20 protein-coding genes and 1 other annotated feature are annotated in these 26,527 nt (G+C 42.7%); of the genes, 17 read left to right on the forward strand and 3 right to left on the reverse strand.

Annotation, left to right across the window (positions count from 1 at the left end; all coding sequences use genetic code 11):
- Positions 1-30: 30 nt before the first annotated feature.
- The 15 genes from LI288_RS04920 (at position 31) to LI288_RS04990 (ending at position 19,060) form a co-directional block, all read left to right on the forward strand.
- Positions 31-600, forward strand: coding sequence for a M48 family metallopeptidase (locus LI288_RS04920; protein WP_227089634.1), 570 nt, complete (start codon positions 31-33; stop codon positions 598-600).
- A gap of 82 nt (positions 601-682) precedes the next feature.
- Positions 683-962 (forward strand) — a binding site (T-box leader).
- Between the two features lie 63 nt (positions 963-1,025).
- Entirely contained in the window at positions 1,026-3,677 is a 2,652-nt protein-coding gene (locus tag LI288_RS04925; RefSeq protein WP_227089635.1) for a valine--tRNA ligase, read from the forward strand.
- A 76-nt stretch (positions 3,678-3,753) separates the two neighbouring features.
- Positions 3,754-4,125 (forward strand): PAS domain-containing protein, encoded by a 372-nt coding sequence (locus tag LI288_RS04930; RefSeq protein ID WP_022433274.1) that lies wholly within the window; start codon positions 3,754-3,756, stop codon positions 4,123-4,125.
- Positions 4,126-4,248: 123 nt separating this feature from the next.
- The gene (locus LI288_RS04935) at positions 4,249-5,409 is read left to right on the forward strand and encodes a pyridoxal phosphate-dependent aminotransferase (protein WP_022433275.1); all 1,161 of its coding nucleotides are present in this window, start codon (positions 4,249-4,251) and stop codon (positions 5,407-5,409) included.
- Positions 5,406-6,119, forward strand: coding sequence for an ECF transporter S component (locus tag LI288_RS04940; protein ID WP_227089636.1), 714 nt, complete (start codon positions 5,406-5,408; stop codon positions 6,117-6,119). The genes LI288_RS04935 and LI288_RS04940 overlap by 4 nt, the downstream gene beginning before the upstream one ends.
- A gap of 56 nt (positions 6,120-6,175) precedes the next feature.
- Positions 6,176-6,475, forward strand: a complete 300-nt coding sequence (locus LI288_RS04945; protein ID WP_022433277.1) for a hypothetical protein — start codon at positions 6,176-6,178, stop codon at positions 6,473-6,475.
- A 265-nt stretch (positions 6,476-6,740) separates the two neighbouring features.
- Positions 6,741-8,678, forward strand: a complete 1,938-nt coding sequence (locus LI288_RS04950; protein WP_022433278.1) for an NAD(+) synthase — start codon at positions 6,741-6,743, stop codon at positions 8,676-8,678.
- A 50-nt stretch (positions 8,679-8,728) separates the two neighbouring features.
- The gene (locus LI288_RS04955; RefSeq protein ID WP_227089637.1) at positions 8,729-9,928 is read left to right on the forward strand and encodes a peptidyl-prolyl cis-trans isomerase; all 1,200 of its coding nucleotides are present in this window, start codon (positions 8,729-8,731) and stop codon (positions 9,926-9,928) included.
- Between the two features lie 17 nt (positions 9,929-9,945).
- On the forward strand, positions 9,946-10,599 hold the full coding sequence (locus LI288_RS04960; protein WP_227089638.1) for an HAD family hydrolase: 654 nt from the start codon (positions 9,946-9,948) through the stop codon (positions 10,597-10,599).
- 2 nt (positions 10,600-10,601) lie between these two features.
- Positions 10,602-11,273 carry an HAD hydrolase-like protein gene (locus LI288_RS04965; protein WP_022433281.1) on the forward strand — a complete coding sequence of 224 codons (672 nt, stop codon included), beginning with the start codon at positions 10,602-10,604 and terminating at the stop codon, positions 11,271-11,273.
- A gap of 334 nt (positions 11,274-11,607) precedes the next feature.
- Complete coding sequence (cysK, locus tag LI288_RS04970; protein WP_227089639.1) at positions 11,608-12,543, forward strand: cysteine synthase A; 936 nt, start codon at positions 11,608-11,610, stop codon at positions 12,541-12,543.
- 18 nt (positions 12,544-12,561) lie between these two features.
- A complete protein-coding gene (gene nadA, locus LI288_RS04975) occupies positions 12,562-13,473 on the forward strand; it encodes a quinolinate synthase NadA (protein ID WP_227089640.1) in 912 nt (303 codons plus the stop codon).
- A 192-nt stretch (positions 13,474-13,665) separates the two neighbouring features.
- Positions 13,666-14,244 carry a TetR/AcrR family transcriptional regulator gene (locus LI288_RS04980; protein WP_227089641.1) on the forward strand — a complete coding sequence of 193 codons (579 nt, stop codon included), beginning with the start codon at positions 13,666-13,668 and terminating at the stop codon, positions 14,242-14,244.
- A 119-nt stretch (positions 14,245-14,363) separates the two neighbouring features.
- Positions 14,364-16,346: an oleate hydratase gene (locus tag LI288_RS04985; RefSeq protein WP_227089642.1), complete on the forward strand. Its 1,983-nt coding sequence runs from the start codon at positions 14,364-14,366 to the stop codon at positions 16,344-16,346.
- A gap of 242 nt (positions 16,347-16,588) precedes the next feature.
- A complete protein-coding gene (locus LI288_RS04990) occupies positions 16,589-19,060 on the forward strand; it encodes a cation-translocating P-type ATPase (RefSeq protein WP_227089643.1) in 2,472 nt (823 codons plus the stop codon).
- Positions 19,061-19,108: 48 nt separating this feature from the next.
- Here LI288_RS04990 and LI288_RS04995 read toward each other — a convergent pair whose 3' ends face one another.
- Genes LI288_RS04995 through LI288_RS05005 form a run of 3 tightly spaced genes read right to left on the reverse strand, consistent with a single transcriptional unit; the run spans position 19,109 to position 23,217 of the window.
- Positions 19,109-21,007, reverse strand: coding sequence for an ABC transporter ATP-binding protein (locus LI288_RS04995; protein WP_227089644.1), 1,899 nt, complete (start codon positions 21,005-21,007; stop codon positions 19,109-19,111).
- Entirely contained in the window at positions 21,000-22,733 is a 1,734-nt protein-coding gene (locus LI288_RS05000) for an ABC transporter ATP-binding protein (RefSeq protein ID WP_227089645.1), read from the reverse strand. The genes LI288_RS04995 and LI288_RS05000 overlap by 8 nt, the downstream gene beginning before the upstream one ends.
- 19 nt (positions 22,734-22,752) lie before the next feature.
- Complete coding sequence (locus LI288_RS05005) at positions 22,753-23,217, reverse strand: MarR family winged helix-turn-helix transcriptional regulator (protein ID WP_227089646.1); 465 nt, start codon at positions 23,215-23,217, stop codon at positions 22,753-22,755.
- 311 nt (positions 23,218-23,528) lie between these two features.
- On the opposite strand from LI288_RS05005, the gene LI288_RS05010 reads away from it, so the two are divergent.
- Complete coding sequence (locus tag LI288_RS05010; RefSeq protein ID WP_227089647.1) at positions 23,529-24,341, forward strand: substrate-binding periplasmic protein; 813 nt, start codon at positions 23,529-23,531, stop codon at positions 24,339-24,341.
- A complete protein-coding gene (locus tag LI288_RS05015; RefSeq protein ID WP_227089648.1) occupies positions 24,338-26,524 on the forward strand; it encodes an ATP-binding protein in 2,187 nt (728 codons plus the stop codon). The genes LI288_RS05010 and LI288_RS05015 overlap by 4 nt, the downstream gene beginning before the upstream one ends.
- The last annotated feature ends 3 nt before the right edge of the window (positions 26,525-26,527 follow it).

Genomic DNA, 26,527 nt, shown 5'->3' on the forward strand with positions numbered 1-26,527 from the left:
ACAAAAATAGAATTGAGGAAAGGATACCCCATGACCACCACCCACTACATTCCAGACACCACCCCACCCATTCCCTACACAATCATCCACTCCGCCCGCAGGACACTGGGGCTTGAGGTGCGGGACGGGAAAGTGACGGTGCGTGTACCGGACCGACTGCCGGAGCGGGAAGCCGAGCGTTTCGTGGCAAAGCACACGGATTGGATTATAAAAAAGCTGTCCGAAGATAAGCAGCGGCAGCAACAAAAGACGGCTTACCGGATTCCGGCACCGCAGGAACTCACACAAAGCCAGATAGAACAGATGAAGCTGGAATTTGAAACAAAGACAAAAAAATATGCGGTGCAGATGAATGTCACCTACGGAAGAATTACGATTCGCAACCAACAGACCCGCTGGGGAAGCTGTAGCAGTAAGGGCAATTTGAATTTCAATTACAGGCTCTTTTTTCTGCCTGAGGAACTGCGGGATTATGTTATTGTGCATGAACTGGCGCATAGGCGGCAGATGAATCATTCTAAGTTATTCTGGGCAGAGGTGGAAAAGGTTCTGCCGGATTATAAAGTGCGCAGGCAGGCTTTAAAGCGGATTGTAATCTGAGCAATAGAAAACAAATAATTTTATTTTTTCCCCGATTTGCTTGCATTTTTTTAAACTTCATATTATGATAGAAAGCAATGAGATAAATGCGAGGAAAAAGAGGAGTAGACAGGCTTCTGCCGCAAGAGAGAACCATTCACGGGCTGGAAGGTGGTTTCGGATCAGAACTGTTGAAGGTAGCTTTGGAGCAGCACAGCTGAACACAGACGGCACAAGCGGCATGGTCTGGAAAGTAGGTAGTGACGTATCCTGCGTTAAAGGAGAATGAGGATTATGCGTTTCTTCTATATAATAGTAGGTGTTATATCAGAAACAGCCGCATGATTGAACAAAGGTGGTACCGCGTTATATACGCCCTTTGCAGCAACGAAAGACGCTGTAAAGGGCGTTTTTTGTAAAAAGTTACAAAGAAAGGATTTTAACCCATGAGCAAAGAATTAGAGAAGAATTACAATCCTTCCGAAATTGAGGAAAGACTGTATCAGAAATGGCTGGATAAGAAGTATTTCCATGCTGAAGTAAACCGTGACAAGAAACCATTTACAATTGTTATGCCGCCTCCAAACATTACAGGTAAGCTGCATATGGGACACGCACTCGATAACACGATGCAGGATATCCTCATTCGTTTTAAGAGAATGCAGGGATATGAAGCACTCTGGGTTCCGGGCACAGACCATGCAAGTATTTCTACCGAAGTAAAAGTTACAAATGCTTTAAAAGATGAAGGCATTGATAAGCATGAACTCGGCAGAGAGGGCTTCTTAAAAAGAACATGGGAATGGAAAAAAGAATACGGCGGTACGATTACAAGCCAGTTAAGAAAAATCGGTTCTTCCTGCGACTGGGACAGAGAACGTTTTACAATGGATGAGGGCTGTTCAAAGGCAGTACAGGAAGTATTTATTAAATTATACGAAAAAGGACTGATTTACAAGGGGTCCCGTATTGTCAACTGGTGTCCGGTATGTAATACTTCCATTTCCGATGCAGAAGTAGAACATGAGGAACAGGCAGGACATTTCTGGCACATTAATTATCCGGTAGTTGGCGAAGAAGGCAGATTTGTTGAAATCGCAACGACCAGACCGGAAACACTGCTCGGCGACAGTGCGCTGGCTGTAAATCCAAACGATGACCGTTACAAGGATTTAGTCGGCAAAATGGTTGAACTGCCTTTAACAGACAGACAGATTCCGATTATTGCAGATGAATATGTTGATATGGAATTTGGTACAGGTGTCGTAAAGATTACACCGGCACATGACCCGAACGACTTTGAAGTCGGTAAGCGCCACAACCTTCCGGAGATTAACATTTTAAATGATGATGCAACAATTAATAATCTCGGCGGCAAGTACGCAGGCATGGATAGATATGAAGCCAGAAAAGCCATGGTGGCAGACCTGGACGCACAGGGCTTACTGGTTCGTGTAGAAGACCATGTACACAATGTAGGTACACACGACAGATGTAAGACAACGGTTGAACCGATGATTAAACAGCAGTGGTTCGTTAAAATGGACGAGCTGATTAAGCCTGCCGTAGAGGGCGTAAAGAACGGTGACATCGAATTAATGCCGGCTTCTATGGACAAGACTTATTTTAACTGGACAGACAATATCAGGGACTGGTGTATTTCAAGACAGCTCTGGTGGGGACACAGAATCCCGGCATATTATTGCAAGGACTGCGGCGAGATGACAGTTTCAAGAGAAGCAGTATGCACCTGCCCGAAGTGCGGCAGTAAAAATGTAGAGCAGGACCCGGATACACTTGATACATGGTTCTCATCTGCGTTGTGGCCGTTCTCAACACTGGGCTGGCCGGATAAGACACCGGAGCTGGAATATTTCTATCCGACAGATGTACTTGTAACCGGTTACGATATTATTTTCTTCTGGGTAATCCGTATGATTTTCTCAGGCTATGAGCATATGGGTGAAAAGCCGTTTGGCAAGGTATTATTCCACGGTCTTGTAAGAGATTCACAGGGCAGAAAGATGAGTAAGTCTTTAGGAAACGGTATTGACCCGCTGGAAGTTATTGATAAGTACGGTGCAGATGCGCTCCGTTACACACTGATTACAGGAAATGCACCGGGTAACGATATGCGTTTCTACTGGGAAAGAGTTGAAGCGAGCCGTAACTTTGCAAATAAAGTATGGAATGCTTCCCGTTTCATTATGATGAATGACCCGGATAATAAAGTAAAGGCAACCGATGCACAGCCGGCGAATTTAACGGCAGCAGATAAGTGGATTCTTTCTAAGATGAACAATTTGATTCAGGAAGTAACAGATAATATGGAGAAATACGAACTCGGTATTGCTGTTGCAAAGTTAAATGATTTTATCTGGGAAGAATTCTGCGACTGGTATATCGAAATGGTAAAACCACGTCTGTACAATGATGAAGATACCACAAAGAAGGCAGCTATCTGGACATTAAAGAAGGTACTGATTGATGCATTAAAGCTGCTTCATCCATATATGCCGTTTATTACGGAAGAAATTTTCTGTAATATTCAGGATGAAGAAGAATCTATTATGATTTCTGCATGGCCGGTATATTCAGAAGCATTTAATTTTGCGGAAGATGAAAATGCAATCGAAACCATTAAGCAGGCAGTACGTAATATCAGAAATGTCCGTGCGGAAATGAATGTTGCACCGAGCCGTAAGGCAAAGGTATTTGTTGTATCCGAAGATGCGAAGATTCGTGATATTTTTGAAAACGGTAAAGTCTTCTTTGCAACACTCGGTTATGCCAGTGAAGTGGTTATTCAGCAGGATAAGAGCGGAATCCCGGATGATGCCGTATCAACGGTTATCCCGGATGCAGTTATCTATATTCCGTTTGCAGAGCTTGTAGACATCGACAAAGAGATTGAACGTTTACAGAAGGAAGAAAAGAAGTTAAACGGTGAAATCGCAAGATGTAACGGTATGTTAAACAATGAGAAGTTTACATCCAAAGCACCACAGGCAAAGATTGACGAAGAAAAAGCAAAGCTTGAAAAGTATACACAGATGCTTGCACAGGTACAGGAACGTTTAAAGACACTTGTCAAATAAGCATACGGCTGATATACTAAAAATAGTTACTGAAAGTATAAGCAAACGCCGTGCAAACGGCAGAAAAGAGGTTGTTATGTCAGCAAAAAAGATGCATGCAATTCCATATGCACAGTTTTCAACAGAAATGCGCAGCGGTAAGATTATTAAAATCGATGACGGATTTACAAAGCTGTTAGGCTACACAGAAGACGATGTAAAGAATGGTCTGGTATTTAAGCAGTTTGTACCGGATTTAGAATACAGTGAAATTATTGCAGAATTAAGAGAGCAGTTTATTGAGAAAAAATATGCCTGCTATCGTCATGAGGTTGTATCAAAGACCGGAGAAATCCGCATGATTGTTGCATTTTTCACAATTCAGAACAAGCTGTTAAACGGTCACCGCGTACTGGAAGTCAGTGTTGCGGATATTACGGATTACACACATTTTCCTGAAACAAAATAAAAAATAACAGGCTGCACGGAAATTTTTAAAAGTTTCCGTGCGGCATTTTTCACACATCAAGCTTTGCTTGATGTTGGATAATTGGTTTTTGAGGAAAATGATTGTAGGAATGGAGATAAGGTTATGGAATTTCAGTTTTCTAAAAGAGCGGAAAGCTTTCAGCCCAATATTTTTAACATTTTAAATGAAAAAAGACAGGCGCTCATAGAAAGTGGAAAAAAGATATACAATATGTCTGTAGGAACACCGGACTTTCCGCCGGCACAGCATGTATTGGACGTAGTCAGTGAAGCGGCAAAAAATCCGGAGGAATACAAGTATTCGCTGGGAGATACCGGGGAGCTGTTATCGGCTGTAGAGGGCTGGTATCAGAACCGCTACGGTGTTACCTTGCAGGATGATGAGATTTTATCACTGGCAGGCTCGCAGGAGGGCTTTGCCCATGTCGCACTGACACTGTGCGACCCCGGTGATGTGGTTTTAGTGCCGAATCCCGGCTATCCGGTATTTGAAGCGGGTCCTTTTTTAAACGATGCGAAGATTGCGTATTATGAGTTAGATAAGACAAATCATTACGCACCGGCATTGGATAAGATTCCGGAGGAACTTGCAAAAAAAGCAAAGATGATGGTGGTTTCTTATCCGCTCAATCCGACCTGCACCTGCATTGAAAAGGCAGATTACGAAAAGATTATTGCATTTGCAAAGAAGTATAATATTGCAATTATTCATGATAATGCGTATTCAGAGATTGAATATGACGGCAGAACGGGATTTTCATTCCTTTCCGTGCCGGGAGCTAAAGAGGTCGGCATTGAATTTAATTCGCTGTCAAAGACCTATAATCTGACGGGAATCCGCATTTCCTTTGCATTGGGAAATAAAGAGCTGATTCAGAAGTTTAAGACAGTCCGTTCACAGTTTGACTACGGAACGAGCTTTATTGTGCAGAAGGCGGCTGTTGCTGCACTGACAGGTCCACAGGACGGAGTAAGAAAGCAGTGTGCGGCTTATGAAGAGCGCAGGGATGCGCTGTGCGGCGGTTTAAACGGCATCGGCTGGCAGGTTCCGTATTCAGAAGGTACGATGTTTGTATGGGCGCCGCTTCCAAAGGGATATACCTCATCAGAAAAGTTCTGCATGGATTTACTGGAAAATACAGGGGTGCTTTGCACGCCGGGCAGTGCATTCGGAAGCGAGGGCGAAGGTCATGTGCGTTTTGCGTTGGTACTTCCACCGGAAGAAATTAAAAAGGCTGTAGAAGCAGTAGGAGCGTGGTTATGAAAGATACCGTATATTTTATTGTGATATCGTTAATCATGGTTGTGATGGCATATTTTGTGGCATTTGGCTGTGAGAAGCTGATTGAAAAGAAAACTCATGTCAAATTTTCATCGGAAAAGACGAAGGTCAACAAGCTGGTGATTATGGCAATGCTTTCTGCGGTGGCAGTGGTATTGATGTATTTTGATTTCCCGCTGGTATTTTTAGCGCCGGGATTTTATAAGCTGGATTTCAGTGAAGTTCCGGTTTTAATCGGTTCATTTTTATTAGGACCGTGTGCGGGTGTCATTATTGAAGCCGTCAAAGTGTTACTGCATATGTGTCTGAAAGGAACGACCACGGCATTTGTCGGGGATTTTGCAAATTTCATCTTAGGCTGTGCGTATGTTGTACCGGCGGCAGTGATTTATCATTTACATAAAACGAAAAAAATGGCGGTTGTATCACTGATAGCAGGCGGTGTTATTTTAATTATCAGCGGAACACTGTTAAATGCCTTTTATCTGCTGCCGAAATATTCGCAGTTATACGGTATGCCGGTTTCGGCGTTTATTGAAATGGGCAGTAAGATTAACGGTTCAATCCACAATCTTTTTTCGTTTGTTGCACTGGCAGTTGCACCGTTTAATTTGATAAAATCAGCGATTGACGGCGTAGTGACATTTGTTTTGTACAAATATTTAAGCAGACATTTAAAGGAAACGGTATAAATTTTCAAAAAGATGTCCATACTGTAGAAGAAATCTTTTAACGTGTGGAGGTTCTTATGAAAAAATGTAAACTGGCACTGGTCGGGTTACTGCTTGTACTGAGTATGGGCGTACTTGTGGCGTGCGGAAATGAAAAAAATGAAGAAACCGGGAGTAATACTGATTCAGGAAACAACCATGAGTCAACCGGTGTGATTGAAGAAATTGTAACTGATGCGGCAACCGGTGTGAAGGATGCGGTTACGGAAGCCGGTACAATTTTAGAAGATGCCGGACGCGGTGTGGAGGATTTGTTTAGCGGAAATGCCGAGGAGCAGATGACCGATTCCACACTGGAACAGACAATGCCAAGATAGGCAGTATCATAGACGAGTTGTAAAAGACATGAGTTTTTCGTAAAGCTCATGTCTTTTGCCGTTGGGAACATGGCACTTATCATTGTGATTTTAGTGTCAGAACAGTTTTGGTGCTGGACAGGCGGTGCGGATTTGTAGACATCAGGGCATGAGATATGATATACTGTGAGCATGTCGTGTGCCGTACCGGAGGAAATCGGAAGGAATTGCTGTGCGGCATGAACAGACAGCGAATATAGGATTGCAGAAATGAGGAAGGTGCTTTATGAAGCATGGATATGTAAGAGCAGCGGCGCTGACACCGGTTATCCGGGTGGCGGACTGCGAATATAATACACAGCAGGTATTAGAAGGCATGAAGGAGGCATTTGCAAAAAAGGCGAAGGTTGCCGTATTTCCGGAAATGTGTCTGACGGGATATACCTGCAATGATTTATTTTTACAGGAAGTATTAATAAACGGTGCATTAGAGGGCTTGGAAAAACTGGTTGCATCATCGAAAGAAATGCCGGGCATGGTCAATGTAGTCGGACTTCCGTTTACTTATGCGGGAAAACTCTACAATGTGGCGGCAGTTTTCTGTGGCGGAAAATTATTGGGGCTTGTGCCGAAGAAATTCCTGCCAAACTACGGCGAATTTTATGAAAGAAGACAGTTTACACCGGGCTTTGAAACGTGTGTAACGGTTGAAATATCTGGACAGCGTGTTCCGTTTGGCATGAATCAGTTATTTGTATGCAAAAATATGAAGAATTTTGTAATTGCGGCAGAAATCTGTGAGGATTTGTGGACACCGAATCCGCCGGTAACGGCACATGCCATGCATGGCGCAACGATGCTTGTAAATTGTTCTGCCAGCAATGAAACGATTGGCAAGGCATCATACCGCAGGGAATTGGTAAAGGGCGAGTCGGCAAGACTGGTGAGTGCCTACATTTATTCGAGTGCAGGCGAGGGCGAATCCACGCAGGATATTGTCTTTAGCGGACACAACCTGATAGCGGAAAACGGCACACTGCTTTCAGAGGCAGAGAAATTTGCCAATCAGAATGTGTATGCCGATATTGATTTGGAAAGAATTGCATTTGAAAGAAGAAGAATGTCTACATTTACGGTGGATACAGACTGTTCCGGCTATACGGTGACGGAATTTGAAACGGTCGTGGAGGATTTGGATTTAATCCGGTATTTTGACAAAGCACCGTTTGTGCCGTCAGATATAGCGGAACGTAACAGCCGATGTGAGGAAATTTTAGATATTCAGACATACGGACTGAAAAAACGTCTGGAGCATACAAAGTGCAAGAGTGCCGTTATCGGTATTTCCGGCGGACTGGATTCCACACTGGCACTGCTTGTAACCGTACGTGCATTTGATTTGCTGGGACTGGACAGAAGCGGTATTACGTGCGTGACAATGCCGTGCTTTGGTACAACAGACAGAACGTATGGCAATGCAGTGACATTGACGAAAAGACTGTCCTGTACACTTCGTGAAATTAATATCAAAGCGGCGGTACATCAGCATTTTGCGGATATCGGACACGATGAGAGCCTGCACAATGTAACCTATGAAAACGGACAGGCAAGAGAGCGTACACAGATTTTAATGGACATTGCAAACCAGACAAATGGCATGGTTATCGGAACCGGCGATATGTCCGAGCTGGCGCTCGGCTGGGCAACATATAACGGCGACCATATGTCGATGTACGGTGTCAATGTTTCAATTCCAAAGACACTTGTGCGTCATTTGGTACGGTATTATGCGGATAACTGTAAGGATAAGGAATTGTCTGATACATTGCTTGATATTTTAGACACACCGGTCAGTCCGGAACTGCTTCCGCCGCAGGAAGATGGAACGATTGCGCAGAAGACCGAAGATTTGGTCGGTCCGTATGAATTACATGACTTTTATCTGTATCATATGCTGCGTTTCGGGGTACAGCCTAAGAAGCTGTTCCGTATTGCAAAGATTGCATTTGACGGTGAATATGCGCCGGAGGTAATTTATAAGTGGCTTCGGACATTTGTATGGCGCTTTTTTGCACAGCAGTTTAAACGCTCGTGTCTGCCGGACGGTCCAAAGGTGGGCAGTGTTGCCGTTTCGCCGAGAGGTGATTTGCGTATGCCAAGTGATGCGGCGGTGCAGTTATGGATAAAGCAGTTAGATGATATCCGGGAAGAATATCATTTTTAATTTACTATGAAAAGAGCGGCAGAAGACCGCATGAATGGAGGACATGAAAAATGGCAAAGAACAACCGGCCACAAAACCAGCAGGAACAAAAAGTAGTGACCAAGTATGACAAGAAAGTACAGAAACGAAAAGAAGCACAGCGCAAGGCAGAGCGGGATAAAAAAATAGCCGTATTTGCCTGCATTGCGGCGGCAGCGGCAATTATCGTGATAGCAGTGTGTGTTGCGGTATCCAATTATACAAAGGTGCATAAGAAATTTATTGAAGTCGATAACACACCGGTCAGCCAGATTGAATTTGACTTTTACTACGGCGTGGCAAAATCAGATTTGTTAAATTCTTCTTTATACGGCACAATGACATACGCATCTTATTTCACATCTTATATGGGATATGATACAGGTAAATCCGATGCAAGCCAGAAATACGCTTCATCAGATAACACATGGTATGACTATTTTGCCAATACGGCAGTTACGAAAATCAAGGAATTTAAGGCGTTAAACAAGGCAGCGGACGATGCCGGTTTTACATATAATACGCTGGAAGATGATTATAACAGTTTTATTGAAAATATTGCATCCGAAGCAGACAGCAACAGTATCAGTGTAGGGGAAGCCTATAAGGAGCTGTTTGGCAGTCATGCAACAGAAAGCAGTATTAAGCCGTATGTAGAGAAATATTTAAAAGCGGCGGCTTATCAGGAAGAATTACAGACAACACTGGCGGCAACCGATGATGAAGTAGCGGCTTATTATGCCGAAAATAAGGATAACTACGATACGGTAGATTACCGCTCATTTACAATTACGGCAGAAACAGCCGGTGATACGGCAAGTCTGGCGGCGGCAAAGACGAAAGCAGATGCCATGGCGGCGGCTGTAACAGATGAAGCTTCCTTTGCACAGGCATGTACCCAGTATGCCGCAACCGATGAAGATAAGGAAAAATATGCAGACGAAACAGCTTCTTTAAGCAAGAGTGCAAAAAAATCTTCCGTAACCAATTCATCGCTTGCAGACTGGTTATTTACACAGGACAGAAAAGCCGGTGAAGTAACGGTCATTGAAGATACAGACAATTCAGCTTACATTGTGGCATATTTTATCAGTCGCAGTTATGATGAAAGCAACAATACAACGATTGCAAACCAGCTTCTTTCGCAGAAGTATAACGAGCTGATTACCGGTTACACAGACAATATGAGTGTAAACAATATCAAAAACAGAATTAAAATGCTTTCAGAATAAGAAAGGATTATGGCAAAGTGAAACTGGATTTGGGAAATTATCGGTGTGCAATTTTTGATTTGGACGGAACACTGCTTGATTCTACGTGGGTGTGGGAAAAGATTGATATTGATTTTCTTGCAAAACGTGGAATCGCCGTTCCGGCAGATTATATGCAGGAAATCCGTAACCACAATTTTATTACTGGTTCAAAATATGTCATTGAACGTTTTCATCTGAATGAAAATGCAGAGGATATTGCAGCAGAGTGGCATGAAATGGCACAGGAGCAGTACGATAATGTGATTACGTTAAAACCGGGAGCCGGTGCATTTTTAAGAAAATTAAAGGCACAGGGCATGAAATTGACGGTGGCAACCTCGTCTACGCATACGCTGTTTGAAAAATGCTTAAAACGCAACGGCATCTATGATTTGTTTGACAGCTTTACGGAAACGCATGAGGTAGAGCGTGGCAAGGGATATCCCGATGTCTATGAACTGGCAGCTTTACGCTGTCAGACGGATACGGCACACTGTATCGTGTTTGAAGACATTTTAAAGGCAGTGCAGGGCGCAAAAAAAGGCGGATTTTATACGGTTGCCGTGTATGATGCGGCATCCGCGCAGGAGCAGGAAGAAATTAAAAAATTGTGTGACAGATATATTTATGGATATGAAGAATTGGAGTAGAAATGCAGAAGAAGTATTTATTATTTGACTTAGACGGAACACTGACGGATTCTAAGCTTGGCATTACTAGATGTGTGCAGTATGCACTGAAATCACTGGGCATTGACGAACCGGATTTAGACAAGCTGGAGTGTTATATCGGACCGCCGTTAATCGACAGCTTTCAGCGTTATCACGGTTTAAGCTTAGAGCAGGCGCAAATCGGTGTGGCTAAGTACAGAGAGCGTTTCCGCGACACGGGAATTTTTGAAAACGAAGTGATTGCGGGAATCCCGGAAGTTTTAGAGGAATTAAAGAAGCGCGGCTATGTCATGGCGCTGGCAACATCTAAGCCGGAAGAATTTGCACTGCGTATTACAAAGCATTTTCATCTGGCACAGTATTTTGAGATTGAAGTGGGCAGTGGCATGAACGGAGAACTTAAGTACAAGGCAGACGTCATTGCGGAAGTGTTAAGACGCATTGCACAAAAGCACCCGGAGCAGGACATGGCAGAAATTGAAGCCGATTCGGTAATGATTGGCGACCGCGTGCATGATATTGAAGGTGCAAAGAAGTGTAAGATTGAGTCGGTCGGTGTGCGTTTTGGATTTGCAAAGCCGGGCGAACTTGAAGAAGCAGGCGCAGATGAAATTGTGGCAACACCGGAGGAACTGCTGGAGGTGTTTGGGTAAAGCCTTGAAAATAGACATTTATTTTTAAAATGTGCATATAATAGTATATACATTATTGAAAATTTTTATATGTAGATAATTACAAAAGCATAATTTCTATGTTATGATTACATTGTAAAAGACAGTAATAAAAATTACTGGTTTTGAAATTATTGAAACAGAAGCAGCATAACAGGACAGCAATCAATCTACGATTGCTGTCCTTTTTTTGCGTGATACGGAGAAAATGTAAAAAACAGAAATTGCTGCTTGACAAATGGATATATTCGATGTACTATTAATTCACAGTAATCCTACTAAACATATATGATATAAGAAAAGAGAGGAAATTGATATGGGTAAAATAACAGAAAGCGCATTAGAATTAGTTGGAAAAACACCGTTATTAAGAGCGTCAAGATATGCAAAAAACGTTGGAGCAGAGCAGGCAGATGTTTTAGTAAAGCTGGAATATCTGAATCCGGCAGGTTCCGTAAAGGACCGTATCGCACTGGCAATGATTGAAGATGCAGAAAAGAACGGTATTTTAAAACCGGGTGCAACAATCATTGAACCGACATCAGGTAATACCGGTATCGGTCTTGCGGCTGTTGCGGCAGCAAAGGGTTATAAGGCAATCCTTACACTGCCTGAAACAATGAGCGTAGAAAGAAGAAACCTGTTAAAGGCTTATGGTGCCGAACTGGTGCTGACAGAAGGCGCAAAGGGCATGAAGGGCGCTATCGCAAAGGCAGAAGAATTAAGAGATTCCATTCCGGGTGCTGTTATTTTAGGACAGTTTGTCAATAAGGCAAATCCGGCGGCTCATAAGGCAACAACAGGACCGGAAATCTGGGAACAGACAGACGGCAAGGTTGACATTTTTGTAGCAGGTGTCGGTACAGGCGGAACAATCACAGGTGTCGGCGAATACTTAAAATCACAGAATCCTGATGTAAAGATTGTTGCTGTAGAACCGGCATCCAGCCCGGTACTTTCAACAGGTACAGCAGGTCCTCACAAGATTCAGGGAATCGGCGCAGGCTTTGTTCCGGAAGTGTTAAACACAGATGTATATGATGAAATCATCACAATCGAAAACGAAGATGCGTTTGATGAGGGCAGAAGATTTGCAGTCAGCGAAGGTATTCTTGTCGGTATTTCATCTGGTGCAGCTTTAAAGGCGGCTTCTATTTTAGCCGCAAGACCGGAAAATAAGGGCAAGACAATCGTTGCATTATTACCGGATTCAGGTGACAGATATTTATCAACACAGTTATTTAACCGCTAAGGAGTCGCAGAAAAACTCATGGAAAACAGAATTGAAAAAATAAAGAAAATGCAAAAGGAAAAAGATGTTGTCATTCTGGCCCATTATTATGTGGACGGTGCCGTACAGGAAATTGCGGATTATGTAGGAGATTCGTTTTATTTAAGTAAGGTTGCCACACAGGTTATACAGCAGAATATTTTGTTCTGCGGTGTATCCTTCATGGGCGAAAGTGCCAAAATTTTAAATCCGGAAAAGAACGTGGTAATGGCAGATGCCCACGCAGACTGCCCAATGGCACATATGGTTACGGTAGAACAGATAGAACAGGTCAGAAAAGAAAATCCTGACGTTGCCGTAGTCTGTTATGTCAATTCAACCGCAGAAATTAAGGCAGTGTCCGATGTCTGTGTTACATCATCCAATGCCGTGAAGGTTGTAAAAAATCTTCCGGAGCAGAATATCTTTTTTGTGCCGGATAACAATTTAGGCAGATATGTGGCAAAACAGCTGCCGGAAAAGCATTTTATCTTCCATGACGGTTTTTGTCATGTACATAAGAGTATTCATGCAGAAAATGTAAAGGCAGCAAAGGAAGCGCATCCGGAAGCACTGGTGCTTACGCACCCGGAATGTACGGAAGATGTTATCGAACTTTCGGATTTTGTAGGCAGTACATCAGAAATTATTGATTACGCGACAAAGAGTGTTGCCGACCGTTTTATTATCTGCACGGAAATGGGTGTGTTCTTTGAGTTACAGCAGAAGAACCCTGAAAAGAAATTTTATTCAGTCGGACACAGACAGTTCTGTCCGAATATGAAGAAAGTGACATTAGAGCGTGTCGAAGAAGCACTTGAAAAAATGCAGCCATACGTTGAAGTTCCGCAGGATGTATTGGAGGCAGCCGCAAAGCCGTTAAAGAGAATGTTAGAGCTGGCGGCAAAGTAAATAAGTGGCAAAGCAGCCTGTATGCGCCTGCCGGGGGAAATATCCGGTGGGTGTATGCGGGCTGTTTTTTACGCTTTGGCAAGGGTGGGGGTTAGAATCGTTTTTTACGGTGGGGAAAATGCGGGTGATTTTTGTGGGGAGTTCTGTTATAATGAGTGTAAAAAGTAAATTATGATGTAAAAGGAGCCAGCTATGTCAAACACAACCAAACGTGCATTGGAAAATTCACTCAAGCAGATGCTTTTAAAGAAGCCGCTGGATAAAATAACAATCAGCGATTTGACGGACGACTGCGGAATCAGCCGCATGGCATTTTATTATCATTTTAAGGACATTTATGATTTGGTAGAATGGTCCTGCATGGAAGATGCAACGAGGGCATTGCAGGGGAAAAAGACGTATGACACATGGCATGAAGGATTAAAACAGATATTTGAAGCGGTTCTTGAAAATAAGCCGTTTATCATGAACGCATATCATGCATTGAGCCGGGAACAGATTGAAAATTATCTGTTTATGCTGACACACAATCTGCTCATGGGGGTTGTTGAGGAAAAATCCAAAGGACTTGACATTACCGAAGGAGAAAAAAGTTTCATTGCTGATTTTTACAAATATGGGTTTGTCGGTGTCATGCTTGACTGGATTGGCAAGGGAATGAAAGAGGATTACACAGAGATTACAGACAGAATGAGCGCCACGCTGGACGGCAGTATTACTAATTCGATTCATAATTTTGCAAATAAAAACCTTACAACTTTCCGCATTTGATAAAAATTTAATCAAATTTACGATTTTGTAAATTGAAAAAGATTTGCCGATTCTTTATGATAAAACCATCAGGAACGTTCATAATAAATTTTAGAGAATTCAGAAAGGTGGCAGTCATTATGGCAAAAAAATCAAAACTGGGTGTTGCATCTGCAATCGTAGTCGGCGCAGGAGCAGCCGCATTATATGCAAAAAAGGCGAGTGAAAACAAGCAGGCAAAAAACGGACAGACAGGAAAAAAGGCAGACGAAACACAGGAACGAAACGAGTACCGCAATACAGAACGCGGTAAGTATGAAAAAAACAGCAAAGGTATTTATTACAGCAACGGCAACTACGAAGCATTTGCCCGTCCGGAAAAACCGGAAGGTGTTGACGATAAGCATGCATACCTTGTAGGCAGCGGGCTGGCTTCACTTGCGGCGGCGTGTTTCCTTGTACGTGACGGACAGATGCCGGGCAAAAACATTCACATTTTAGAAGCTATGGACATTGCAGGCGGTGCGTGTGACGGTATTTACGATGCTTCCCGCGGTTATGTAATGCGCGGCGGCCGTGAAATGGAAAATCATTTTGAGTGCCTGTGGGATTTATTCCGCAGTATTCCATCAATTGAAACACCGGGCGTTTCCGTGCTGGACGAATATTACTGGCTCAACAAAAAAGACCCGAACTATTCATTATGCCGTGCAACGGTAAAACGTGGACAGGATGCCCATACAGACGGCAAATTTAATTTAAGCCAGAAGGGTTGTATGGAAATCATGAAGCTCTTTATGACCAAGGACGAAGATTTATACGACAAGACGATTGAAGATGTTTTTGATGACGAAGTGTTTGATTCGACATTCTGGTTATACTGGAGAACGATGTTTGCATTTGAAAACTGGCACAGTGCATTGGAAATGAAGCTGTATTTCCAGCGTTTTATTCATCATATCGCAGGTCTGCCTGATTTTAGTGCGTTAAAATTTACAAAATACAATCAGTATGAATCCCTGATTCTGCCGATGAAGAAATATCTGGAAGATGCGGGCGTAGAATTCCGCTTTAATACAGAAGTAACAAATGTTATTTTTGAGCATAAGGACGGCAAAAAGATTGCAACGGCGATTGAGTGTAAGGAAAAAGGTGTTGAAAAGGGCATTGTCCTGACTGAAAATGACCTTGTATTTGTTACAAACGGAAGCTGTACGGAGGGAACGATTTACGGCGACCAGAACCATGCACCAAACGGTGATGCAGAAGTGCGCACAAGCGGCTGCTGGAGCCTTTGGAAAAATATTGCAAAGCAGGACCCGTCATTCGGACATCCTGAAAAGTTCTGTTCAGATGTAGCAAAGACGAACTGGGAATCTGCAACGGTTACAACACTTGATGATAAGATTATTCCATATATCACAAAGATTTGTAAGAGAGACCCAAAGAGCGGAAAAGTTGTAACAGGCGGTATTGTAAGCTGTCAGGATTCTAAATGGCTGTTGAGCTGGACGATTAACAGACAGGGACAGTTTAAGGACCAGGATAAAGATAAGGTCTGCGTATGGGTATATGGACTGTTTACCGATGTACCGGGCGATTATGTTAAAAAGCCGATGAAAGAGTGTACCGGTAAGGAAATCACAGAAGAATGGCTGTATCACTTAGGTGTGCCGGTTGAAGAAATCGAAGACCTCGCTGAAAACAGTGCAGTCTGCGTACCGACAATGATGCCGTATATTACAGCATTCTTTATGCCAAGAACCAAGGGAGACAGACCGGACGTTATTCCGGACGGCTGTGTAAACTTTGCATTCCTCGGACAGTTTGCGGATACACCAAGAGATACTGTATTTACAACAGAGTATTCTGTAAGAACGGCAATGGAAGCGGTTTACGGACTGCTCGGTGTTGACCGTGGCGTACCGGAAGTATGGGGCAGTGTTTACGATGTCCGTGAATTGCTTGACAGCTCCGTAAAGCTGATGGACGGAAAATCTCCGCTTGAAATTCAGCTGCCTGGACCACTCAATGCCTTAAAGAAGCCTTTATTAAAGCTTGTAAAAGGCAATGTCATTGAAAAATTACTGCGTGACCACGATATTTTAAAAGATAATATGTAATTTTACGGGACCGGCACAAAATGAAGTGCCGGTCCCTTTTTTGGCATATTTTGCGGCATATCGTATTTAAGGTGGATAGATTTCATTTTCTGTAAAAATTTCCAGAAAAAACCACATGTAAAATGGTAAGAATTGACATACAATTTTAATAAATTTCATAAATTTTTTGATACCAACAGAGAAAGCGGCGGATTATAATAAAAATATGTGATAAATAACGAGGTGACGACATGGGGGATAAAATGAGGGATAAAACAAATGAGCCGGTAAAAGAACTTAAAGGTCTGACCGAACAGGAAGTGGAACTCAGGGTAGAACAGGGACTGGATAACCGTGCCGATACGACGACGGATAAATCTATCAAAGAAATAATTTTTTCCAATGCATTTACATATTTTAATTTAATATTTTTAATTATTTCAATATTGCTGCTATGCGTAAAATCATACCGGAATCTGACATTTCTGCCGATTGTTATCGGAAATACGCTGATTGGCATTGTACAGGAACTGCGTGCAAAGAAGATTCTGGATAAAATGAATCTGTTAAACGCGCCGCATGCAACCGTATTAAGAGAAGGCATGCAAAAGCAGATTTTATCGGAAGAACTGGTAAAAGACGATATTGTGGTACTGCGCGCGGGCGATCAGATTTGTGCCGATGCGACAGTGCTTGAGGGAAATGTGCAGGTCAATGAATCGCTTCTGACAGGCGAAGCCGATGAAGTTGAAAAAAAGGCAGGCATGCCGCTGTTATCCGGCAGTTTTGTGGTTGCGGGAGAATGTTACGCACGGCTTGATAAAGTGGGAAAGGATTCGTATATTTCAAGACTTGCGACACAGGCAAAATCCATGGGTAGTGGAGAGCAGTCAGAAATGGTGCGCTCGATTAACCAGATTGTCAAATGGGTTGGTATTATAATTATTCCGATTAGCATTATTTTATTTTACCAGAGTTTTTATATCAATCACACAACCTTGCAAAAAGGTGTCACGTCAACCGTTGCTGCAATCATTGGCATGATACCGGAGGGACTGTATCTGCTGACGACAATTGCGTTGGCATTAAGTACCATGCGGCTTGCAAAAAACAAAGTGTTACTGCATGATATGAAAAGTATTGAAACACTTGCAAGAGTAGACGTGCTGTGTGTGGATAAGACGGGAACAATTACAGAGCCGTCCATGTGTGTCAAAGAGATTCACGCATTTTCAGGGGAAAATGAGCATACAGCGGGACAATATAGCCGGTTTGATGAAGCAGAACAGTCCACGCGGTTTCATGAAACAGAGCTGGAAGCCTTGTTGGAAGACTATGTCCGGGCATCAAAGGATAACAATGCGACCATGCAGGCATTAAAAGCATATATGGCGCAGAATATTGGAAAAAATGACAATGCTGTCAATCATAAAAATACAGATACAGAAAACAGACAGGTAGTGGAAGTCTTTCCGTTTTCATCGGCTGTAAAGTACAGCGGTGTTGTATTTAACGACGGTGCTTATGTACTGGGGGCGCCTGAATTTGTCATGCAGTCCCATTTTTCCGAGGTAGAACAGGAACTGCTTCCTTATACAAAGAAAGGATACCGTGTGCTGATATTTGCCCGCTATGCAGGCAGGGATTTGAAAAACGGATTGACGGAAGAAGTGACACCATTGGGCTTTATTGTGCTGTCCAATCCAATCCGTGCTAACGCAAAGGAAACATTTGCGTATTTTAAAGCACAGGGTGTACAGATTAAAGTCATTTCAGGAGATAACCCGGAAACGGTTTCGGAGATTGCAAAGCAGGCAGGCATTGAGGGGGCGCAAAATTATATTGATGCCACGCGGTTAGATTCACAATTTAAAATTGAAGAAGCGGTCAGAGAGTATACGGTTTTTGGCAGGGTAACACCAAAGCAGAAACAGCAGTTGGTGCAGGCACTCCAGAAAGATAAACACACAGTTGCAATGACGGGTGACGGTGTCAATGATATTCTTGCCATGAAAGATGCGGATTGCAGTGTAGCAATGGCATCGGGCAGTGAAGCGGCTTCGCAGGCGGCGCAGGTTGTCCTGCTGGATTCGGATTTTGCACATATGCCTTCGGTTGTCTGGGAGGGCAGACGTGTCGTCAATAATGTGGAACGCTCGGCAAGCCTGTTTTTGGTAAAAAATATCTTCTCCCTGCTGATGTCGGTATTTTCGGCGGTATTTATGATTACATATCCTCTGGAACCGGCACACATTTCATTGATTAGTATGTTTACAATCGGTATTCCGGGATTTTTGCTGGCATTAGAGCCAAACAAGGAACGAATCAAAGGGAAATTTATCAAAAAAGTTTTGTTAAAAGCACTGCCAGCCGGACTGACCGATGTCTTTGTGGTTGGTGCGCTGGTGATATGCGGCGATGTCTTTTCACTGCCGTCAGCGGATATTGCGACAGCGGCGACACTGTTACTGGCGGTTGTCGGATTTATGATTTTAATTAAAATCAGTGAACCGTTTAACAAGATGAAATATGCCATATTATTTGGCAATATCGCAGGACTGCTGTTTTGCGGTATTATGCTGAATCACCTGTTTGCAATGAGCCAGTTGTCGGCAATCTGTATGCTGTTATTAATCGTATTCGGATTTGCGGCAGAATCCTTATTCCGCTACCTGACACTGCTGGTTGAAAAAGCAGACGAGTGGGTAGAGAAAAAAAGCCGGACACGTCCGTAAAGAGCGTGTCCGGCTTTTTTTGCATGGATTGGATTTTGGATTGGTAATTTATGATAACTCCAGTTTTCCTGTATACAGCTGATAGTACGTTCCCTTTTGTGCAATCAAATCTTCGTGGTCGCCGCGCTCAATAATCTGACCGTGGTCTAATACGATAATTGCGTTACTGTTGCGGATAGTAGAAAGGCGGTGCGCAATAACAAATACGGTACGTCCCTTCATTAAGTTATCCATACCCTTCTGTACGATACTTTCTGTACGTGTATCAATACTTGAAGTCGCTTCGTCCAGAATTAAAACCGGCGGGTCGGCAACAGCGGCACGGGCAATGGAAATGAGCTGGCGCTGTCCCTGTGACAATTCTTCGCCGTCACCGCTTAACAGTGTATCATAACCGTGCGGAAGCATATTGATAAACTGGTCTGCGTGAGCCAGCTTTGCCGCATTGTAAATCTGTTCATCGGTTGCATCAAGATTACCGTAGCGGATATTGTCCTTAATCGTACCGGTAAAGAGGTGCGTATCCTGAAGAACAATACCGAGTGAACGGCGTAAGTCATCTTTTTTAATCTTTGTAATATCAATGCCGTCATAGCGGATTTCACCGTTTTGAATATCGTAAAAACGGTTAATCAGGTTGGTAATCGTTGTTTTTCCGGCACCGGTAGAACCTACAAAGGCAAGCTTCTGACCCGGTTTTGCAAAAAGACTGATATCCTTTAAAATAATCTTATCCGGGTTGTAACCGAAGGTCACATCCTTAAAACGGACATCCCCTGTTAATTCGGTATAAGAAGCCGTGCCGTCAGAAGCCGTCTGCTTCCATGCCCAGATACCGGTTCTTTCCTTACATTCATGAAGAATGCCGTTGTCATCCTTTGTGGCATTGACAAGTGTAACCGTTCCTTCATCCGCTTCCGGAGTTTCATCAATCAGCGCAAAAATACGTTCTGCACCGGCAAGCGCCATAACGATAGAGTTAAACTGCTGTGCGACCTGCATGAAAGGCTGTGTAAAGCTTTTTGTAAACTGTAAATAAGAAGCCATAACACCCAGTGTAATGCCGCCGACACCCATAACGGAGAGCGTACCGCCTAAAACTGCGGTTAATACGAACTGGAGATTACCGATGTTACCGATAACAGGTCCCATGATATTGGCGTACTTATTGGCATTTGCGGCGCTTTCAAATAAAGCTTCGTTTAATGCGTCAAATTCTTCTTCGGACTTTCTTTCGTGGTTGAAAACCTTTACCACACGCTGACCGTTCATGCGTTCTTCGACAAATCCGGTAACGTCGGCAAGTGCTACCTGCTGGCGCACGAAGTATTTACCGCTGTTTCCGCCGATAGCTTTTGTTACAAGAATTAAGATGCCGATAACGGCAACTGCAAGCAGTGTCAGCAGAGGGCTTAACACCAGCATGGCAATAAACGTTACAATAATTGTAAAAAAGGACATCAGCGCCTGCGGAATCGACTGGCTGATCATCTGGCGCAGGGTATCCGTATCGTTCGTATAAAGGCTCATGATAGAACCGTTGGTATTCTGGTCAAAGTAGCGGATTGGCAGTGTCTGCATATGCTCAAACATATCGTCACGCACACGCTTTAACACTCCCTGACCGATGTATACCATCATTCGTGTATAAATAAATGTAGAAAGTACACCCATTAAAAAGACACAGCCTAAAACAGCCAGTGCCTGATAAAATCTTGTGAAATCCGGTGATTCCTGTCCGATTAACGGAATAATGAAATCATCGAGCATATATTTCAGTGACAAGGACACAGAAATAGAAGCAACGGAGCTGATTAAAATGCACACAAATACCAGCACAAAACGCAACTTATACGTTTCGGTTACGTATTTGAGCAGTCTTTTGGCTGTTTTGAGTGTATTTTTTGAAAGCCGGGACGGCTTTTTTGTTTTCTTTTCATTACTCATTTTCAGCACCTCCCTTTACCTGTGATTCATAAACTTCTCTGTAAATTTCATTGGTCTTTAACAGTTCTTTAGAAGTACCGATACCCGTGATTTTACCGTCATCAAGCACGATAATCTGGTCGGCATCTTCAATCGAAGAAACACGCTGTGCAATAATGATTTTTGTGGTATCCGGAATTTCTTCACGGAATGCTTTACGGATTAGCGCATCGGTTTTTGTATCAACTGCACTTGTCGAATCGTCCAGAATCAGGATTTTCGGTTTTTTAAGCAACGCTCTTGCAATACAAAGGCGTTGTTTCTGACCGCCGGATACATTGTTACCGCCCTGGACAATCTGTGTATTGTAGCCGTTTGGAAATTCCTGGACAAAGCCGTCAGCCTGTGCCAGTTTACATACATTCTGTACTTCTTCGTCGGTTGCACTTTCATTTCCCCAGCGGATATTTTCATAAATAGTACCGGAGAAAAGAACATTTTTTTGTAAAACCATGGAAACCTGGTCACGCAGGGCTTCCAGATTGTAATTGCGTACATCGACACCGCCGACTTTGACAGCGCCGCCGGTTACGTCATACAGTCTTGGAATGAGCTGTACGAGTGTGGATTTGGCACTTCCCGTTCCACCGATGATACCGATTGTCTGACCGGATTGAATGTGAAGGCAGACATCTTTTAAAGAAAGAGTACCGTCTTTACCTGCATAGCTGAAGTTTACATGGTCGAAAATGATTTCTCCGTTTGCAACATCCTTTACAGCATCGTCAGAATCCTGCATTTCAGGTTCTTCATTTAAAACTTCTGCGATACGGTCGGTAGAAGCTTCCGCAATCATAATCATAACGAATACGAAAGTTACCATCATCAGGGACATCAGAATCTGAAGTGAGTAGACGATGATACTGGTCAGTTCACCGGTCTGCATTGTACCGGTAACAATGCTGTTTCCGCCAATCGCAACAATGACTAAAATAACAACGTACATGGTAAACTGCATGACAGGAGAGTTCCATGCAACGATTTTTTCCGCCTTTGTAAACAGGCTGTATACATATTTGGAAATGATGTGGAATTTGTCAATTTCGTAATCTTCACGGACAAATGCCTTTACCACACGGGAAGCATTGACATTTTCCTGTACGGAATTATTTAAAACATCATATTCATCAAATACCTTGATAAAATGCGGGTGCGCCTTTTTGGCAATAAATATCAGTGTTCCGCCAAGCAATGGGATAACGATTAAAAACAGCATAGCAACCGTTTTATTTAAAACGAGTGTCATAACCCATGATAAAATAATCATAATCGGCGCTCTGGCAAGAAGACGGATACTCATCATATATGCCATCTGTACGTTGGTAATATCCGTTGTCATACGGGTTACCAGACCGGAAGTAGAAAAGTGGTCGATATTTTTAAATGAAAACTGCTGGATTTTATAAAAAATATCGTGGCGCAGATTTTTGGAATAACCTGCCGCCGCAACGGCCGCCATATTACCGGCAGTCACACCGAAAAACAGGGCAAGCATTGCCATTGCAACTAAAATAATACCGCGCTGGATAATGTAGTTTAAATTTCCGTTTGCAATGCCCACATCAATAATTTTAGCCATTTCAAGCGGAATCAGAACTTCCATAAAAACTTCAAGAATAACAAAAAACGGTGTCAGAAAGGACTGCTTTTTATATTCACGCACGGACTTTAACAGTGTTTTGTTCATGGTTTGATTCTCCTTAATTTTATAGTTTATTTTCAGAAAGGTTTTGTAACATTTGCAGGAGCACCTGCTTGCAGACTGCCACATCTTTTTTGGAAATGCCCTGGGTCATCTGGGCTTCTGATTCGTTGATGTGGGACAGGATACTGGGACGAAGCGCCTCTGCCTTTTTGGTAGGCACAATCCGTTTGAGTCTGGCATCTTTTTCAACACTTTCGCGGTAGATAAATCCGTTTTTTTCCATCAGCTGTAAAATGCCGGTTACAGTAGACTTGCGGATCTGAAACTCTTCTTCAATATCCTTTTGATAAATTTCCCGATGCAGTGTTTCCAAAAGAATGAACTTAAGAATGTGCTTCTGCATAACGGTCAGACTGTCACCGTCAATCATAGTGACAATGCAGTTTTTTCGTTTCATCTGGTGGGAAAGCATCTGAATCAGTCGTCCCATGTGCATGTTAGCGGATTTTTCATCAAAATTCTGCAATCCAATCACACTCCTTTCTAAAGAAATGGTTAGCAACCTAACTTTTGATATTATAGGGAGAAGATTTTTAAATGTCAACTTTTTCTTTAGGAGTTTATAAAAAGTTCATATTCGGGAAAAATTTATCATTCCGCATCTGCCGCATGAAGATTAAAATATAGGGCGGAATGCAGCTAAGACACGGAAATGTATAAAAGGTACATTTTCGTGTCCATTTATGGAAAACGGATTTTGTCAGAATGTTGATTTTTTATAAAAAATATAGTATGATAAAAACAGTTCAAGTGTAAATATGAGGGGGATGGATAATAATGAAATATTGGATAAAAAGGAGTGTACTGCCTTTTGGTATTGTATGTCTGATGAGTATGGCACTGTGTGGCTGTGGCAGGGAGAAAAAGGAAGCTGTAACGGTACAGCCCGAACTGGTTATCGGAAGCGATGACTATGAGCCGTATAATTATCAGGATGAGAATGGCGATTATGCAGGTGTTGATGTGGAGCTGGCAAAAGAAGCTTGCCGCCGGATAGGCTATACACCGGTCTTTAAACAGATTCAGTGGGATGATAAAGATATTTATTTAGAAAACGGTGAAGTTGACTGTGCGTGGGGCAGTTTCTCAATGGATGGCAGGGAGGATGATTATATCTGGGTCGGACCTTATATGTACAGCAGGGAAGTTGTGATGGTGCGGGCGGACAGTGATATTTATAAGCTGGATGACTTAGCCGGGAAAAATGTTGCGGTACAGTCCAGTACACAGCCTGAACGGATTTTTTTAGGGCAGGGTTACGATATAATTCCCAAGGTGAAAAATGTGTATTCCTTTGTAGAGATGAATGAATTATTTGCTGCACTGCGCAAGGGATACGTCGATGCCTGTGCGGGACATGAGATTGTGATGCAGGAATATTTAAGGCAGTCCGGTCAGAAATACCGCATTTTAGATGAGGAAATCATTGATTCAAAACTGGGTGTGGCTTTTTCAAAAAATAAAGACACCCAGAAGGCAGAACAGCTTCGTCAGGCGATGGCGGAGATGCTTGAAGACGGAACGGTTCAGTGTATTCTGGAAAAATATGGGATGGAAGACCGCGTGGCAGCAGGGGGGATTACACCATGAAAAAATCAGGACAGTCTAAAATGAAGGTGCAGTTATACGAAGGACTCCTCGTGGTTGTCATTATAGTGGTTATTGTCGTTCTGATACTGGCGGTCCGCTCGGATAAAAAAAATATTGAGAAGACCTTTGACAATACACTGACTTATTTAAAAAGTCAGTGCTTAAGCTACGATGAGGTCGTACAGGCAGATAAAATTAAGAGCCTGGTACGGCTGACAGAACAGGCAGTTGAAGTAGGAGCGGATATCCATAGGGATTCTGAGTTAATTGATTCAGTATATTTAAAGAACTATACAGAGGCACAGCGGATGGCAGGAATTATCATTTTAGATGAAGATATGCAGCCGGAATGTCAATACAGCAATGTCGGATTGGATTATGATGCATGGAAGGAACTGATTCAGGATAAAAAAATCAGCGAGATTACAAAATATTCTAAAAAAATCTATGCAGAACGGATTCAGAAAAACAAAAAATGGTATGATCTGGCAGCAATATCCAGAACAGACAGTCCGGGAGTTGTATTTTGCTACTGTTATCAGGATACAGACCGTCTGACAGACAGTTATGCGGCAGTCAATAATCTGCTTGCCGGATATGCCATGAATATGAATGGTACCCTTTTTATAGCAGCTGATGATAAAATTTACGGAACAAATGATGCGCAATACGAGAATTGTCAAACCACGGAAATTCCGGTTATACAGGAATTACGTTCCATAGAACGCTCAGATAATCTGGTATATTTTACAAGTGACGGACACCGTTATTGTGGCGGAAAAGGACGATACAGGGATTATAATTTATATGTATATTATCCACAGAAAGAAGTGTTTGCGGCAACACGCAGGACAGTTCTTTTGGCATTATGTATTTCTATGCTTATCTGGGCAGCTGCAACGGTGGCAAGAAATAAATCCGGGCGGGTTCATATGCGGGAATTAAATGAGCAGCTAAAGATTATTGAAGCACAGCAGAAAAAAGAGGTGGAATATCAGTTAAAATTAAAGCAGTCCATGGAAGAAGCAGTCCGTGCCAATATAGCAAAGACAGATTTTCTGCGCAGAATGAGCCACGATATCCGTACACCGATTAACGGAATCAGGGGTATGGTAGAAATCGGTAGGTATTATAAGGATGATTTGGAAAAACAGAGCGATTGTCGTGAAAAAGTCTGGGAGGCTTCCGGCTTTCTGCTGGATCTGGTCAATGATGTTCTGGATATGAATAAACTGGAATCCGGACAAATCCAGCTTTCAGAAGATTCTTTTGATTTGCAGGATATTTTAAATGAAGTAACGTCCATTTTAACGGTACAGGCAAAAAAGAAAAATGTCTGTTTTTATCCGATACAGACACAGATCATGCACTGGCATTTAATCGGCAGTCCGTTACATCTGCGGCAGATTCTTTTAAATATTATGGGAAATGCCATTAAGTATAATAAAGAAGGTGGTTCGGTGACGACCTCGGTGACAGAAACGGAGAGTACATCTGATTTTAACAGAGTCATGCTGGAATTCATATGTCAGGATACAGGAATTGGTATGAGTAAAGATTTCCAGGAGCATATGTTTGAACCGTTTGCCCAGGAAAAAGAGATGATGCAGACCGTTTACAGCGGCACGGGACTGGGACTTCCGATTGTCAAAAAAATTATAGAGGTAATGCAGGGAACAATTGATTATACCAGTGAAAAAGAGAAAGGCACAACATTTGTAATAAGACTGCCGTTTCAGGTGGATAAGAAGAAGGAACAGTATACAGTGCAGGATGAAGAAGCAAAAACTGTTGTACTTGACGGCATGAAAGTTCTGCTGGCGGAAGACAATGTACTTAACATGGAAATTGCAGATTTCATCTGTGAGAATGAAGGCATGATTGTTACAAAAGCATGGAACGGAAAAGAAGCATTGGAGTTGTTTGAACAGGCTGAACCCGGCACATTTGATATTATATTGATGGATTTGATGATGCCGGTTATGAGCGGACTTGAAACGGCAAAAAATATCCGGGCGCTTCAGCGGCCGGATGCAAAGACGATACCAATCATAGCAATGACGGCCAATGCTTTTTCGGATGATGTGGCAGACTGCAAAGCGGCGGGAATGAATGAGCATGTGTCAAAGCCGCTGGATGCGGATAAGCTGATAGAAACGATAGCAAAATATGTTTCAGGATAAAAA

Source organism: Lachnospira pectinoschiza (assembly GCF_020564355.1).
GTDB lineage: Bacteria > Bacillota > Clostridia > Lachnospirales > Lachnospiraceae > Lachnospira > Lachnospira intestinalis.

What these genes read in the sequence shown, in the direction of transcription:
- LI288_RS04945 (WP_022433277.1), top strand. Translation starts at nt 6,176, where the DNA reads ATGAAAAAATGTAAACTGGCACTGGTCGGGTTACTGCTTGTACTGAGT.
- LI288_RS05010 (WP_227089647.1), top strand. Translation starts at nt 23,529, where the DNA reads ATGAAATATTGGATAAAAAGGAGTGTACTGCCTTTTGGTATTGTATGT.
- LI288_RS04965 (WP_022433281.1), top strand. Translation starts at nt 10,602, where the DNA reads ATGCAGAAGAAGTATTTATTATTTGACTTAGACGGAACACTGACGGAT.
- LI288_RS05000 (WP_227089645.1), bottom strand. Translation starts at nt 22,733, where the DNA reads ATGAACAAAACACTGTTAAAGTCCGTGCGTGAATATAAAAAGCAGTCC.
- LI288_RS04940 (WP_227089636.1), top strand. Translation starts at nt 5,406, where the DNA reads ATGAAAGATACCGTATATTTTATTGTGATATCGTTAATCATGGTTGTG.
- LI288_RS04955 (WP_227089637.1), top strand. Translation starts at nt 8,729, where the DNA reads ATGGCAAAGAACAACCGGCCACAAAACCAGCAGGAACAAAAAGTAGTG.
- LI288_RS04930 (WP_022433274.1), top strand. Translation starts at nt 3,754, where the DNA reads ATGTCAGCAAAAAAGATGCATGCAATTCCATATGCACAGTTTTCAACA.
- LI288_RS04950 (WP_022433278.1), top strand. Translation starts at nt 6,741, where the DNA reads ATGAAGCATGGATATGTAAGAGCAGCGGCGCTGACACCGGTTATCCGG.
- LI288_RS04995 (WP_227089644.1), bottom strand. Translation starts at nt 21,007, where the DNA reads ATGAGTAATGAAAAGAAAACAAAAAAGCCGTCCCGGCTTTCAAAAAAT.
- LI288_RS04985 (WP_227089642.1), top strand. Translation starts at nt 14,364, where the DNA reads ATGGCAAAAAAATCAAAACTGGGTGTTGCATCTGCAATCGTAGTCGGC.
- LI288_RS05015 (WP_227089648.1), top strand. Translation starts at nt 24,338, where the DNA reads ATGAAAAAATCAGGACAGTCTAAAATGAAGGTGCAGTTATACGAAGGA.
- LI288_RS04980 (WP_227089641.1), top strand. Translation starts at nt 13,666, where the DNA reads ATGTCAAACACAACCAAACGTGCATTGGAAAATTCACTCAAGCAGATG.
- LI288_RS04925 (WP_227089635.1), top strand. Translation starts at nt 1,026, where the DNA reads ATGAGCAAAGAATTAGAGAAGAATTACAATCCTTCCGAAATTGAGGAA.
- LI288_RS04920 (WP_227089634.1), top strand. Translation starts at nt 31, where the DNA reads ATGACCACCACCCACTACATTCCAGACACCACCCCACCCATTCCCTAC.
- cysK (WP_227089639.1), top strand. Translation starts at nt 11,608, where the DNA reads ATGGGTAAAATAACAGAAAGCGCATTAGAATTAGTTGGAAAAACACCG.
- LI288_RS04935 (WP_022433275.1), top strand. Translation starts at nt 4,249, where the DNA reads ATGGAATTTCAGTTTTCTAAAAGAGCGGAAAGCTTTCAGCCCAATATT.
- nadA (WP_227089640.1), top strand. Translation starts at nt 12,562, where the DNA reads ATGGAAAACAGAATTGAAAAAATAAAGAAAATGCAAAAGGAAAAAGAT.
- LI288_RS04990 (WP_227089643.1), top strand. Translation starts at nt 16,589, where the DNA reads ATGAGGGATAAAACAAATGAGCCGGTAAAAGAACTTAAAGGTCTGACC.